The organism is Arthrobacter sp. D2-10, assembly GCF_054161285.1.
This window is the reverse complement of record NZ_CP096431.1, coordinates 2971705-2984353: the sequence shown is the minus strand read 5'-3', so window position 1 is coordinate 2984353 and position 12649 is coordinate 2971705. Positions and strand designations below refer to the sequence as shown.

The 12649-nt window shown below is 61.6% G+C and carries 9 protein-coding genes; 6 read left to right on the top strand and 3 right to left on the bottom strand.

The window, feature by feature from the left end; all coding sequences use genetic code 11:
* Both M1D74_RS13985 and M1D74_RS13980 read left to right on the top strand, forming a co-directional pair.
* On the top strand, positions 1-2073 hold the full coding sequence (locus tag M1D74_RS13985; RefSeq protein ID WP_458115666.1) for an Eco57I restriction-modification methylase domain-containing protein: 2073 nt from the start codon (positions 1-3) through the stop codon (positions 2071-2073).
* A gap of 198 nt (positions 2074-2271) precedes the next feature.
* A complete protein-coding gene (locus tag M1D74_RS13980) occupies positions 2272-3048 on the top strand; it encodes a formate/nitrite transporter family protein (protein ID WP_458115665.1) in 777 nt (258 codons plus the stop codon).
* Positions 3049-3356: 308 nt separating this feature from the next.
* Here the strand turns inward: M1D74_RS13980 and M1D74_RS13975 are convergent, their stop codons facing one another.
* A complete protein-coding gene (locus M1D74_RS13975; RefSeq protein WP_458115664.1) occupies positions 3357-3920 on the bottom strand; it encodes a DUF1440 domain-containing protein in 564 nt (187 codons plus the stop codon).
* A gap of 121 nt (positions 3921-4041) precedes the next feature.
* Here M1D74_RS13975 and M1D74_RS13970 point away from each other — a divergent pair, with 121 nt between their 5' ends.
* The 4 genes from M1D74_RS13970 (at position 4042) to M1D74_RS13955 (ending at position 8913) form a co-directional block, all read left to right on the top strand.
* Entirely contained in the window at positions 4042-5217 is a 1176-nt protein-coding gene (locus M1D74_RS13970) for a zinc-dependent alcohol dehydrogenase (RefSeq protein WP_458115663.1), read from the top strand.
* 75 nt (positions 5218-5292) lie between these two features.
* Positions 5293-5985 (top strand): hypothetical protein, encoded by a 693-nt coding sequence (locus tag M1D74_RS13965; protein WP_458115662.1) that lies wholly within the window; start codon positions 5293-5295, stop codon positions 5983-5985.
* Between the two features lie 308 nt (positions 5986-6293).
* A complete protein-coding gene (locus M1D74_RS13960; protein WP_458115661.1) occupies positions 6294-8108 on the top strand; it encodes a glycoside hydrolase family 15 protein in 1815 nt (604 codons plus the stop codon).
* Between the two features lie 28 nt (positions 8109-8136).
* Positions 8137-8913 carry an SDR family NAD(P)-dependent oxidoreductase gene (locus tag M1D74_RS13955; RefSeq protein WP_458115660.1) on the top strand — a complete coding sequence of 259 codons (777 nt, stop codon included), beginning with the start codon at positions 8137-8139 and terminating at the stop codon, positions 8911-8913.
* Positions 8914-9755: 842 nt separating this feature from the next.
* Here the strand turns inward: M1D74_RS13955 and M1D74_RS13950 are convergent.
* Together M1D74_RS13950 and M1D74_RS13945 are read right to left on the bottom strand one after the other, a co-directional pair.
* A complete protein-coding gene (locus M1D74_RS13950; protein WP_458115659.1) occupies positions 9756-11495 on the bottom strand; it encodes an IlvD/Edd family dehydratase in 1740 nt (579 codons plus the stop codon).
* The gene (locus tag M1D74_RS13945) at positions 11492-12646 is read right to left on the bottom strand and encodes an acyl-CoA dehydrogenase family protein (RefSeq protein ID WP_458115658.1); all 1155 of its coding nucleotides are present in this window, start codon (positions 12644-12646) and stop codon (positions 11492-11494) included. Before M1D74_RS13945 ends, M1D74_RS13950 begins: the two co-directional genes overlap by 4 nt.
* Positions 12647-12649 lie beyond the last annotated feature (3 nt).

Below are 12649 nucleotides of genomic sequence, written 5' to 3'. Positions count from 1 at the left end.
ATGGGGTTAGCTCATCACGAGGCATTGCAACACAATCTTGGGAACGATATAGATCCCTTTGCCGTACACCTTGCGAGCATCAACCTTGCTACTCGACGCATTCGTCGCGGTATAAATCATCCCTTGGTTCGGCAGGGAGACGCCTTTGACCTGTCTCCTGGTAACACCAATATGCTGCACATATTCGCTTCAGATCAGACCGACGCCGAGGATTACTCGCTATCCAAAGTCGACGTAGTGATCGCTAATCCCCCGTATGGACGTCAAGCAGAGAACGAACTGGCATGGCTTGCTCATCTGCAAGGGCATGGCCTACCTCAGGTTCCCAAAACAAGCGGAATCAACCTAGCTGCATGGTTCGTTCTTCTGGGTGCCGTTCTGACCAAACCGGCGGGCCGGATGGCCTTCGTTCTACCGTCGAGCGTCCTTCAGAATGACAACCTCGCCTCTTGGCGCGGATGGCTACGTGCACGATACGACTTGACCGTCTGGCATACCGAAGCCGATGTCTGGTTCAGCGATGCCCGCGTGGCAGCGTGCGTGATGCTTCTCGAACCCAGAACCAGCGACGAAGGGTCCTTCGGTTATCTCAAGTTCGTTGACGTGCTCGCTCCCGTTGATGGCGAACTCCATTGGATTGACGGTGTTGCTTGTCCGAGCGACAAGGTCATTGTGCGCGATCTCTCCGCGCTCGACGGTGGCGCCGATTTCCTGATTCCTGGCACCGTTCCGGAGGTACTGCAGAAGTTTGCGCGGTTGAACAACGTGGCGGTCCTTCAAAACATTGATGGCGTCGAAGTAGCGGCGGGAACCAAGCTCGGGCACAAGGTCTTCAAGCTGGAGGATGTGGATCCTTCAAGCTCACGCGTGCTGCGCGACGTCAAGGGCTTAGGCACCACAGTCCAATTGAACCGGAAGTTTCTCACCCCTCTCCTCGCTGGTGCGAAGGACATTGACACTGGGGAACCTAGGCTCGGAAGATTTTGGCTACTTACGGCTCCCAAAACTCGACCTGGAGCTACGACCGCGCTGGGGAGCTACATCCGGTTGGCAGAATCTCAACGGATTCACCAGGAAGCATCCGTCAAAGCACGCCGGCCTTGGTGGCACCTATCTGTTAGCCCTGTCCATGTCGCCGCTTCCATGAATGAACAGTTCCGGCACCAGATTGCATGGTTCGACAATCCGACGGTGGTAACTAACAACTTCAACACCGTCATTGCACCCAAGAAGCGGGCGGAGCTGATAGCAGCTTCCCTGGCAAGCGCTTTTGGAGGGGTGGCGTCTCAGTACATTTCGGGCGAGGTAGGGTGCGAAGGAGTTCGGCGAGTCCTACTTGGGCACTTCGCTCAATGGTTGAGCCTCATTCCACACACCGAAATACCGCCCAAATTGCAGACGGAGGTAAGGCATGCTTATGCGTCTTACCGGCAGCTGAAATTCTTCGAATTCGATACGATGCCGCAAGACGAAGCGCGTGCGCTTCTGCGGCTGACTTACGCAGTTTCCGCCGCTGCGCATGGAGCTGACACACCAGCATCGCGCCTTCTCGCTGAAGAGGCGATGGAATGTGTGAAAGGTACTGTGACTCGACGGCGGACTCGCGAAACAGCTGCGTTGAGCGGCAGAACCCGCCCAACGAAGGCATCGGGGACAAATCTGCCCCGGCGAGTGAAGAACTGGTGCCAGGGCTCTGAGCTGGTGAGCGAACTGCTGCCACTCCTGGTTTCGGGTCAGAAGATCGTCCGATTGCGGGAGGCAGAAGAAATCGATGCACCTCAGCTATTCCAAGTTAGTGATTTCGATGCATTCCCGGAAGAAGAGAAGGAGCTGTCCAGCCTGCTTGGCGCAGGGTTTGAGACAGCCTTCCCCGTTGGAGACAATCAGTTCCAAGACTTGCAACGCCTGATCGAACTGACCCAGCGCATCTTCGACGGCGCAGCCCAAGATCTTTTACCTAGCGCACCATCGTCTGACAATCCGGGCTATGAAACTTGGTGTGGGCTTCGAGACTCCATGTGGTCAGTCCTCCGTAAGACGCTACAGACAGAAGTCCGGCACACACTGAATTGAGGCCCGGAAGGTGAATACGGAGTGCCGATAACGGCGTGTTACGTCAGGGCTCTCCAGAACCGCCGCGCACGATAAGTGCGTTTGCACCGTATTATCAGCCAGCTTACCTTTGTGATCAGCACTTGAGTTGCTCTGGTGTCGTTCGAGATGGAAGGCAAAAGTGCTTTTCATACGGGAAGTGAGGAGTAGTGGTCCGTCATGACAGAACCGGCGCCGAAAGAAATCTACAATCGCGCCAAGAGCGAGGGTGAGCGCCGGCTGTCCATGCCGCCCCTGGAACAGATATCCACCGGTTTCATCGCCGGTGTCACGATCGTCTTCGGGATCATCGCCCTGGCCATGGCACAGCATCTCATCGAGCCCGCTTTCGGTGCAGGGCCAGCCAAACTTGCAGGGGCACTGGCCTTCGGGATGGGATTGGTCTTCCTCGTCATAGGCCGCTCTGAGCTATTCTCTGAGAACTTTTTTGATCCAGTTGCGGTGGCGATCGACCGTCGCCAGAGATTTACATGGTTCCGGCTGGTCCGGCTGTGGGCCATAATCCTGGCTCTCAACCTCCTCGGTGGGGCTGTCATGTCTGCTGTCTTCATTGTGGAAGGGGCACTGCCATCCGCCGCCCATCAGGTCCTGGTGTCCGTCGCTGAGGAGATCACAGCGAAAAGCGAACTCGCCACCTTCATGCGTGCCATCGCCGCCGGTACCCTGCTCACTTTGCTCTCCTACCTACTCCATGCCGTGGGCTCCGCCGGCAGCCGGATAGCTCTGGCTTACCTTGTCGGAGTGTTCCTCGCACTGGGCCCGTTCGACCACGTCGTTGTCTCCGCGCTCCATCTCCTGTCCGGCCTCTGGCTGGGCGCGGACATCACCTACGCTGACGTGGCCATGAACGTTCTCCTGGCAACATCCGGAAACCTTCTAGGCGGACTCTTGCTCATGACACTTACCCATACCGCCCAAGCCAAAGAGTCCCGCTAATGAGCGCAGGAGTCGACCACCATTCGGGGCCCCTTCCCACCTGGGCGATTCGGCGGTTTTTCGCCGGAGTAATCGAACTGCTTAAACAACTTGGCAGGGGCTCGATTGGCTTCCAAATAGGCCGGAATCAGGACGAGCACAGCCAATCCTGCGGTGAGGAACACAGGTCCGGGGAAACCGTTGCTCTAATCATGGCTGGCGTACCGACAGGGAGCAGGAGCAGTAACGACATCGGTGCGAGTTATGTCCGTCACTGGGGAAATTCAAAAGGAGCTCGATCCGCTGTTGACTGCGACGTTCACCGGTGTTTATCGGAAGTGATCCCTGGTGCGCAGGAGCATTTCGGTCGTTACGCCTAGCACGATGTGAGCGACCAGGCCGCGCAGATGCGCCTGCCAGGGATACCGTCCCGGTGGGGAAGCAATTCCAGTCAACGGGGCGGCGGTTTCGTCCATGACGACAAACAACACCACACCGTACAGGACGCCGGACCCGGTCCGCACCGATGGCCGCGTCCGGCGTATAACGCCGTAGAAGGCACCAGGCAGCATTCCCAAGGCAAAGTGAAATACCGCCGCCCCCGGTCCCGGCTGCTGGCCCGTCGGACTCACGCCGCTTACCTGTGTGGCTTTTCCTAATGGGCCGGCCGGGGCAGTGCGGCCTAGTGCGCCAGCCCGAACGGCGGCGACCTGCGCCGAAATCCCTGCGTTTCCGGTCGCATCGCTGTCGCGGGCCTTCAGATCCCGGGTGAGTGTGCGGGTGTCTTCGCTTCCCAGCATGAGCCACCCAACCTGGTCCATGGCCAAAACCCCGGCAGCACCGGCGGCGGCACCCCAAACCGCATCAAGGCCCGCGGAATGCCGCCCTGCCACCGGGACTCCTCCTCGAGTGCTGCGGGGTCTGCTCATCGGAGGTGGTCCCTTCCTTCTCTGAGGCAAACGTGAGCATACTGTAACTGATAAGCATACTTACCACTGATGAGGAGCTTGGGCCATGAGGGCACTTACCTGGCAGGGAAAGCGGTCGGTCAGCGTCGAGGAGGTACCAGATCCGGTCCTTCAGGAACCCACCGACGCGATCATCAAGATCACCTCCACGGCGATCTGCGGATCAGATCTGCACCTGTACGAAGTATTGGGACCCTACATGAGCAAGGGCGACGTCCTGGGCCATGAACCGATGGGAATCGTCCAGGAAGTCGGCGCCGCGGTCTCAAACCTGAAGATCGGCGACCGGGTGGTGATCCCGTTCAACATCGCCTGTGGAAGATGCCTGATGTGTTCAATGAACCTGCAGTCGCAGTGCGAAACCACTCAGATGCGGGAAAAAGGCCTCGGTGCGCGTATCTTCGGCTATTCCGAACTGTATGGCTCGGTTCCCGGCGGGCAGGCTGAGTATCTGCGGGTACCCTTCGCCGACTACGGCCCCATCAAGGTGGGTCAGGACCTGCCTGACGTCCGGTACCTCTACCTGTCCGACATTGTGCCCACCGCGTGGCAAGGCGTGCAGTATGCGGACGTGCCCGACGGCGGAACGCTGGCGGTCTTCGGACTCGGCCCGGTAGGACAGTTCGCCACCCGCGCCGGAGTGCATCTGGGTTACCGGGTCATCGGTATTGACCCTGTCTCCGAACGGCGTGCCATGGCCGAACGGCACGGCGTGGAAACCCTCGACTACAGCGACACCGTCGGAGATGAACTGCGGGCGATGACCGGCGGGAGAGGCCCGGACTCCGTCCTGGACGCTGTGGGCATGGAAGCACATGGTTCCCCGGTAGGCGGCTTCGCCCAACAAGCCGCTGGCCTGCTGCCTGACCCGCTGGCCAAAAAGGCGATCGAAACCGCCGGAGTGGACCGGTTGAGCGTTCTGCACGCCAGCATTGATGCGGTACGCCGTGGCGGCACAGTGTCCGTCAGCGGTGTGTACGGCGGCATGGCAGATCCGATGCCGATGCTGGTCCTGTTCGATAAGCAGATCCAGATGCGCATGGGCCAATGCAACGTCAAACGGTGGGTCGATGACCTCCTGCCGCTGGTCGAGGACCCTTCCGACCCGCTCGGCGTCACCGACCTGATGACCCACGAGATTCCCCTGGATGAAGCACCGGCAGCGTACGAGGTCTTCCAGAAAAAGCAGGACAACTGCATCAAGGTCCTCCTCAAACCCTGATCAAGCGCTCTTCGGTCCGGCATCCGCTCCCCTTGCCTGCTGGCATTCACTGAACCGACTGAAAGGACATTTCGAATGACACATTCAATGACGACCCCTCATTCCGCTGACGACATCAATCACGAACCTTCCGGGCCCGAGCCGATGGAATCTTCGCCGGTCCCTGGCGCCGTAACACCGGTACACCATATAGAAACGGAACCGGAGCGAAGCGTTGCTGTCGACATGCTGCTGGGTGCGGTAGCCGGCGCTGTGGGCGTGTGGGCGATGGACCGCGCTGGATGGTTCCTTTACAACCACGAGGACAAGAACGCAATCGCCCGTGAACTACAGGCCCGCAAAGGCGACAGCGATACCCAGTACACCGATCCCGAAAAAGACGCCCTCGAACAACACCCCCAAGCGCGGCCAGCAGGCAAAGACGTCGCGCATGTCGGAGTCGAGAAAGCCGCCCGCATCACCGGCATCAACGTCCATACCGGCCAACCGAACCCTGCCGGCGTCGCCCTTCATTACGCCTTGGGCATGGCACCCGGAGCGATGCACGCCGTCATTCGCAGGCAGGTACCTGCCGTGAAGGCGGGCAACGGAGCGCTATACGGCTTTGGCCTATTCGTACTCAACGACGAACTCGTTGCACCTTCCCTGGGATTGGCATCCGGGCCTGAAGAATACCCATGGCAGGCACACGCAAGAGGCGCGATCACACACACCATCCTTGGAGTGGTCACCGAAAGCGTGCTGCGGCTGTTCGATCGTCTTCGTTAGTACCGCTGGCCAGGATAGAGGCCGATGTGTCGCAGATTTCAGGGATCCAGCAGTTGAAACGCGACCATATCGGCTGGCCGCAGGTTTCGTCAGCACTTCAATCGTGGCGGGCCACAAGAGGCGTGCTCATGCGGAGCCGGTGATAGCGGGGTACTGAACGCTTCGGCAACCAGGTAGAGGTATTCGGATTCGGCTCCCCTTGGCCTGCTGCACTGTCGAAGCCGATACTGAAACCGTGCGCAAACATCGCCCTTGACCCTGCCATACGGGAAGGGTTTAGGTTGGAGCGGACAACAAGGGGGTTCACCGTGCAAATACCGGGTGGCAAAACCTCCGCGATTTCCGACTACGGATTGCTCGGGGACTGCCAAGGTTCCGCTCTTACGTCCCGGGACGGATCCATCGACTGGTGGTGTCCGCCGCGGTTCGACGCCCCCAGCGTCTTCGGCCGCCTACTCGACCCGGAAGCCGGTCATTGGATAATCCGCCCAATCGACGAATACACGGTCACTCGCCGTTATCTCGTAGGCACCATGGTGCTCGAAACGGAGTTCCAGTGCGACGGCGGAGAGCTCCGCCTGACCGATGCTCTGGGGCTTGGCCGGGGCGAACGCGGACACGAAGTGGGGCACGGCTCCCCGCACATGCTGCTGCGCCGGGTCGAGGTCACCCATGGAACCGTCGAGTTCGAGGTTGAGGTTTCGCCGAGACCGGAATACGGGCTCATCACACCGCATTTCGTGGAGACTCCCACCGGCTGGGAGATCAGCGGCGGGGCGAACCGCCTGACATTGACCGCTGGACTGAGACTTACCGCCGGGGACGGGTCCGTCGGCGGAACCTTCACACTGGAGGCAGGGCAGGCTGCCGTTTTTGCTCTACGCCACCGGGACGCCGCCGTCGGTTCCCCTCCGCCGGCCGCAGAGGGAACCGCTGAGCTGGAGGACACCATTGCCGCGTGGCGATCCTGGAGTGAGATGCACCAGGGTTACCGTGGCGCCTACCGGGACCAGGTGCACCGCAGCGCACTGGTGCTTCAGGCGCTCACTTATAGTCCCACGGGAGCAGTCGCGGCGGCGCCGACCACCTCGTTGCCTGAGGAGCCCGGTGGCAGCGCTAATTGGGATTACCGGTACGGCTGGCTTCGTGATGGCAGCCTGACCCTCAAGGCGCTGTGGGTAGCGGCGTGTCCTGACGAGGCGCAGCAGTTCTTTGACTGGATCACTACCTCTGCCGGTGTGCTTGGTGAGGGCCACCTGCAGATCATGTTCGGCGTCGGCGGAGAGCATGACCTCACTGAACATGAGCTGGGCCATCTGGCGGGTTATGCCGGGTCCCGGCCTGTCCGGGCGGGTAATGACGCGTGGGACCAAAAGCAGCTGGACGTCCTTGGGGAAGTATTCGAGTGCGCGTGGGTGCTGCGCGATCAACTCGGCAACCTTCCAGCCGAGACGCGGAACTTCCTGGTTGCCGTCGCTGACAGGGCTGCCGAAACGTGGCAGGAAAGCGACTCCGGTATTTGGGAAGGGCGGGAAGGAACACGGGACTATGTGACGTCCAAGCTGATGTGCTGGGTGGCCCTGGATCGCGCACTGAAGCTCGCCGACCGCCTGGGCGCCGCACAGAAGGCACCGGCGTGGCAGCGCGAACGGGAGAGGGTTCGCGCTGCAATCCTGGACAAGGGCTGGGACAGCAGCACTAAGGCCTTCACCGGAGCCTTCGGGTCGGACCATCTCGACGCAGGTGTGCTCCTGATGCCGATAATGGGATTCCTGCCGGCCGACGATGACCGCATACTGGCCACGCTGGAAACTGTAGAGCGCGAACTCACCACGGCGAACCTGATCCAGCGGTGGACGGGGTCGGGGGACGAAGGCGCATTCATCATCTGCTCCTACTGGCTGGCCGAAGCCCGGGCCATGGCGGGCCAGCCGGAACAGGCGCGCGAAATCTTCGACGCAGTCACCCGATACGCCAACGATCTGGGACTCCTGTCAGAAGAAATCGACATCCGGGACGGCAGCCTGATCGGCAACTTCCCACAGGGTCTCTCACACATCGGTTTGATCAACGCGGCCTGGGCGATCACCCAAGCCGAACACTCTCAGACCGGACAGGCCTGAGACTACCGAAAGTACGAGAGGAAGAATCATGGGAAAGCTGCAGGACAAGGTCGCCTTCATTACGGGGTCGGATTCAGGAATCGGGCAGGCCACGGCCGTCGAATTCGCGCGGGAAGGGGCCAACGTCGTCGTCCACTACCTCCACGACCGCGACGGTGCAGAGTCCACGCGGGAGCAAGTTGAATCGCACGGCCGCAGGGCAATCATCGTTGAAGGCGACCACGGTGACGAGGAACAGGTGAAAGAGATGTTTGCGGCGGCGTTCGAGGCATTCGGGCGGGTGGACATCCTGATGAACAACGCCAGCGCCGACGCTTCCGGAACCTACGTCGCCGACCTCGATATCGCGGACTTTGAGCGCACGCTGCGCAGCAACCTCATCGGCCAGCTGATCTGCTGCAAGCACTTCATCAACCATCGAAAGCAGCAGGGCGGGGGTGGGAAGATCATCAACACCACCTCCGTGCACGAGGAACAACCCCGCGCCGGCGCCGCAGACTACGACTGTTCCAAGGGTGCCCTGCGGAACCTCACCCGCACGCTCGTCCTGGAAATCTCCGAGCTGGGCATGACGGCAAACAACATCGCGCCCGGAATGGTGCTCACGCCGTTCAACCAGAAGGCCATCGATGACCCCGAGTACCTGAAGGAGCAGGTCAAAACCATTCCCCTCAAGCGCGCCGCGCAACCCGAAGAGATAGGCCGGCTCGCCGTCTTCCTGGCCTCCCCCGACGGCGACTACGTAACAGGAGCCACCTACGTGATGGACGGCGGGCTCATGCAGATGGCCGGTCAAGGCGCGTGAAAAGCACCGATGCATAACGGATAACCGAATGTTGGGAGGTGATCATGAGTGAAACCAAGGCAAGCACAACCGGCGGGCACGCCGCAGGGTTCGACCCGCAGCGCACAGCGCTGCTGATGCTACAACCCGTGAGACTAGACACGAACTAAGAGCCGCCCGAGCCGGTTTTCAAGACGGAATGCCCGCAAAACCCGCGCGATGAAGTACACGACGAGGCCTGCCAACGGTGATCTCGGTTCTGAAGGGCTCGGCCAGATGTTGTCAGTTTAGGCGCCTACAACTTTCCAACACACTCAGCTGGCACGCCTCGCGGCACACCAGTTCGCTCCTGCCAGTCCCGGATGATGACCGGCGTCCGGTCGTGGATGTGCCCGAGCGCGTCGTGCGCGGCCCCGTTGAGGATCCCCTGCGGCAAGACAACACGTTTACGCTTTTCCAGCGTTCTTCTGCCTCCTGCCCACCCGTGCACGGCACAAGCTCCCCCACGCTCCGCTGCTTGTCCCGCACAGACCTGGACAGCAGGAACCAAGCCTGACCGCCTGCACACACCCACCACGTCACCAACATTGGGAATCTCACCTCAAGCGAGCGGTGGCCGTGCACAGCCTAGTTCGAGGGCAATAATGGGTCGATGGAGAGCGTGCCGCTCGAGCCCGGAGTACTGCCGGCGCTGGCGTCGGCCCGGGAGGTGCCGAAGGTCCGCACCGAATGCTTTGCCTGGCGGCTGTGTGTATGAGCCGAAGTGGGATGGCTATCTTCACTGCACTTTGTCTAACTCCTGAAAAGACGGGGTATTACGTCAACTCAAAAAGTGCCCAGGGTAGGGCAAGATCGATTCGACGTCAACAACTCCTGCGCGATTTCGCCGAAGTTTGAAGGAAGCGGAAGTCACAGCCCTTGTCCGCTTGGGTTACCTCTTGCACGTAGAGGCGGCGGTAGCCACGATCGGGAACCGTCGGCGAAGCAGGCCCAAGTTCCGCCTCACGCCGCGCTAGTTCCTCGTCCGACACCTCAAGCTGCACCAGCCGCCGGCTTACACTCAGCGTGACCGTGTCGCCGGTGCGCACGAGGCGCAGCGGCCCGCCCACCGCGGACTCCGGCGTCACGTGCAGCACTACAGCACCGGCCGCGGTGCCGGACATCCGGCCGTCCGAGATCCGCACCATGTCCTTCACACCCTGGGATGCGAGCTTCTTCGGGATCGGTAGGTAGCCGGCCTCAGGCATGCCCGGGTTGCCTACGGGCCCGATGTTCCGCAGCACCAGAACGGAATCAGCTGTGACATCGAGCGAGGGATCATCGATCCGCGCAGCCAGGTCCGCGGCGTTCTCGAATACCACCGCGGGCCCAGAATGCTCGAGCAACGCAGGAGACACCGCCGCCTGTTTGATGATCGCCCCACCGGGCGCGAGGTTCCCACGTAACACTGCCAGGCTGCCCTGCGGATAGATTGGGTCTGATAGCGGTCGGATGATGTCCTGTGGGAAGCCCGGACCGGCGTCGTCGATCTCTTCTCCCAGCGTCCGGCCGGTCACGGTGAGCACATCGCGGTTGATTAGCGAACCGAGCTCGCGCAGCACGGCAGGCACACCGCCGGCACGGTGGAAGTCCTCCATGTAGTACTTGCCTGACGGCTTCAGGTCCACCAGCACCGGCGTCTCCGCACTCATTCGGTCCAGATCATCAAGCGACAACTTGATCCCGAGCCGTCCAGCCACAGCGGTCAGATGAATGATCGCGTTCGTCGACCCACCGATCGCCAGCAGCATCCGCAGCCCGTTCTCAAAAGCAGCGGGCGTCAGGATCGACGACGGTGCAACGCCAGCAGTAGCCAACGCAACAGCCTGAGTCCCGGTCCGTTCAGCAATCCGCACCCGATCCGCCGTTACCGCAGGGGCAGAAGCAGACCCCGGCAGCGCAATCCCCATCGCCTCGGCGATGCACGCCATGGTGCTCGCCGTCCCCATCACTGAGCAGGTGCCGACGCTGCCCACCAGGCGCGAGTTCACGTCGTCGATCTCTGGTTTTGAAATCTCCTGCGCACGGAACTTGCCCCAGAACGCCCGGCAGTCCGTGCACGCACCGACCCGCTCGCCCCGGTACCCGCCGGTGAGCATCGACCCGGTGACCAGCGAAATCGCCGGCACACCGGCCGACGCCGCACCCATCAGTTGCGCCGGCACCGTCTTGTCACACCCGCCGATGAGCACGACGGCGTCCATCGGCTGCGCGCGGATCATCTCCTCGGTATCCATCGACATCAGGTTCCGCAGGAACATGCTGGTGGGGGAGGAGAAGCTCTCGTGCACCGAGATGGTCGGGAACTCCACCGGAAGCCCACCGGCGAGCATGACGCCGCGCTTCACGGCCTCGACCAGCGCCGGCATGTTGCCGTGGCACGGGTTGTAGCCGCTGCCGGTGTTCACGATCCCGACGACGGTCCGGTCCAGCGCATCGTCCGAATACCCGGCGCCCTTGATGAACGCCTTTCGGAGGAACAACGAGAACTCGGCGTCGCCGTAGCTGGTGAGGCCGCGGCGGAGGCCGGTGGGTTCAGGTGAGGGGGAGGAGGAGTCACTCACCGGAACGCAGACGTCCCTGTGATGTGGTTGCCCAGGATCAGGGTGTGGACCTCGTCGGTGCCCTCGTACGTGCGCACGCTCTCCAGGTTGTTCGCGTGACGCAGCGGCGAGTAGTCCAGCGTGATCCCATTGCCGCCGAGCATCGCCCGGGCCTCCCGGCAGATCTCGATCGCCTCTCGACAGTTGTTCAGTTTGCCCACCGAAATCTGGTACGGCTCAAGCGTCCCGGCGTCTTTCAACCGGCCGACCTGCAGCGCCAGCAGCATGCCCTTGTTGATCTCCAGCGCCATGTTCACGAGCTTCTGCTGCGTCAGCTGGTACCCGGACAGCGGCTTGCCGAACTGCAGGCGCTCCTTCGAGTAATTCAGCGCCGCCTCATAGCTATCCCGCGCAGCACCCATCGCACCCCAGATGATGCCGTACCGCGCCTCGTTCAGGCACTCGAACGGCCCACGCAACCCCTTAGCCTTCGGCAGCATTGCAGAGTCCGGCAGCCGCACGTCTTCGAGCGTGATGTCGCACTGAATCGACGCCCGCATCGACAGCTTCTGCGTAATCGCGGTCGCCGTGAACCCCGCTGTATCGGTCGGCACCACAAAGCCGCGGACGCCGTCGTCGGTCATGGCCCAGATGATCGCAACCTGCGCGACTGTTGCCAGCCCGATCCAGCGCTTGGCGCCGTTGAGCACCCAGTCGGACCCATCGCGCTTAGCGTTCGTGATCATCGACCCGGGATCAGAACCCGAACCAGGCTCCGTCAGCCCGAAGCAGCCAATCACCTCGCCCTTCGCCATCCGCGGCAGCCACTCGTTCTTCTGCTCCTCGGAGCCGTGCTTGGCCAAGGCGCTCATCGCCAGCGACCCCTGCACACTCACGAAGGTCCGCAGCCCCGAGTCTCCCGCCTCGAGTTCCATTGCCGCGAGCCCATACTCCACCGAGCTGCGGCCGGGGCAGCCGTACCCCTTAATGTGCATGCCGAGGACGCCCAGCTCGGCCATCTTGGGCACGATCTCCAGCGGGAACACCGCGTTGTCGTACCACCCGGCGATGTTCGGCTTGATCTCGGTGTCCACAAACGAGCGGACGGACTCACGCAGCGCGAGCTCCTCCTGGGAGAGGAGCGAGTCGATGGACAGAAGGTCAACAGTCATGGT

Excerpts from the sequence above, each read along its gene's own strand:
- M1D74_RS13985 (WP_458115666.1), top strand. The coding sequence starts at position 1 with ATGGGGTTAGCTCATCACGAGGCATTGCAACACAATCTTGGGAACGAT.
- M1D74_RS13980 (WP_458115665.1), top strand. The coding sequence starts at position 2,272 with ATGACAGAACCGGCGCCGAAAGAAATCTACAATCGCGCCAAGAGCGAG.
- M1D74_RS13970 (WP_458115663.1), top strand. The coding sequence starts at position 4,042 with ATGAGGGCACTTACCTGGCAGGGAAAGCGGTCGGTCAGCGTCGAGGAG.
- M1D74_RS13965 (WP_458115662.1), top strand. The coding sequence starts at position 5,293 with ATGACACATTCAATGACGACCCCTCATTCCGCTGACGACATCAATCAC.
- M1D74_RS13955 (WP_458115660.1), top strand. The coding sequence starts at position 8,137 with ATGGGAAAGCTGCAGGACAAGGTCGCCTTCATTACGGGGTCGGATTCA.
- M1D74_RS13945 (WP_458115658.1), bottom strand. The coding sequence starts at position 12,646 with ATGACTGTTGACCTTCTGTCCATCGACTCGCTCCTCTCCCAGGAGGAG.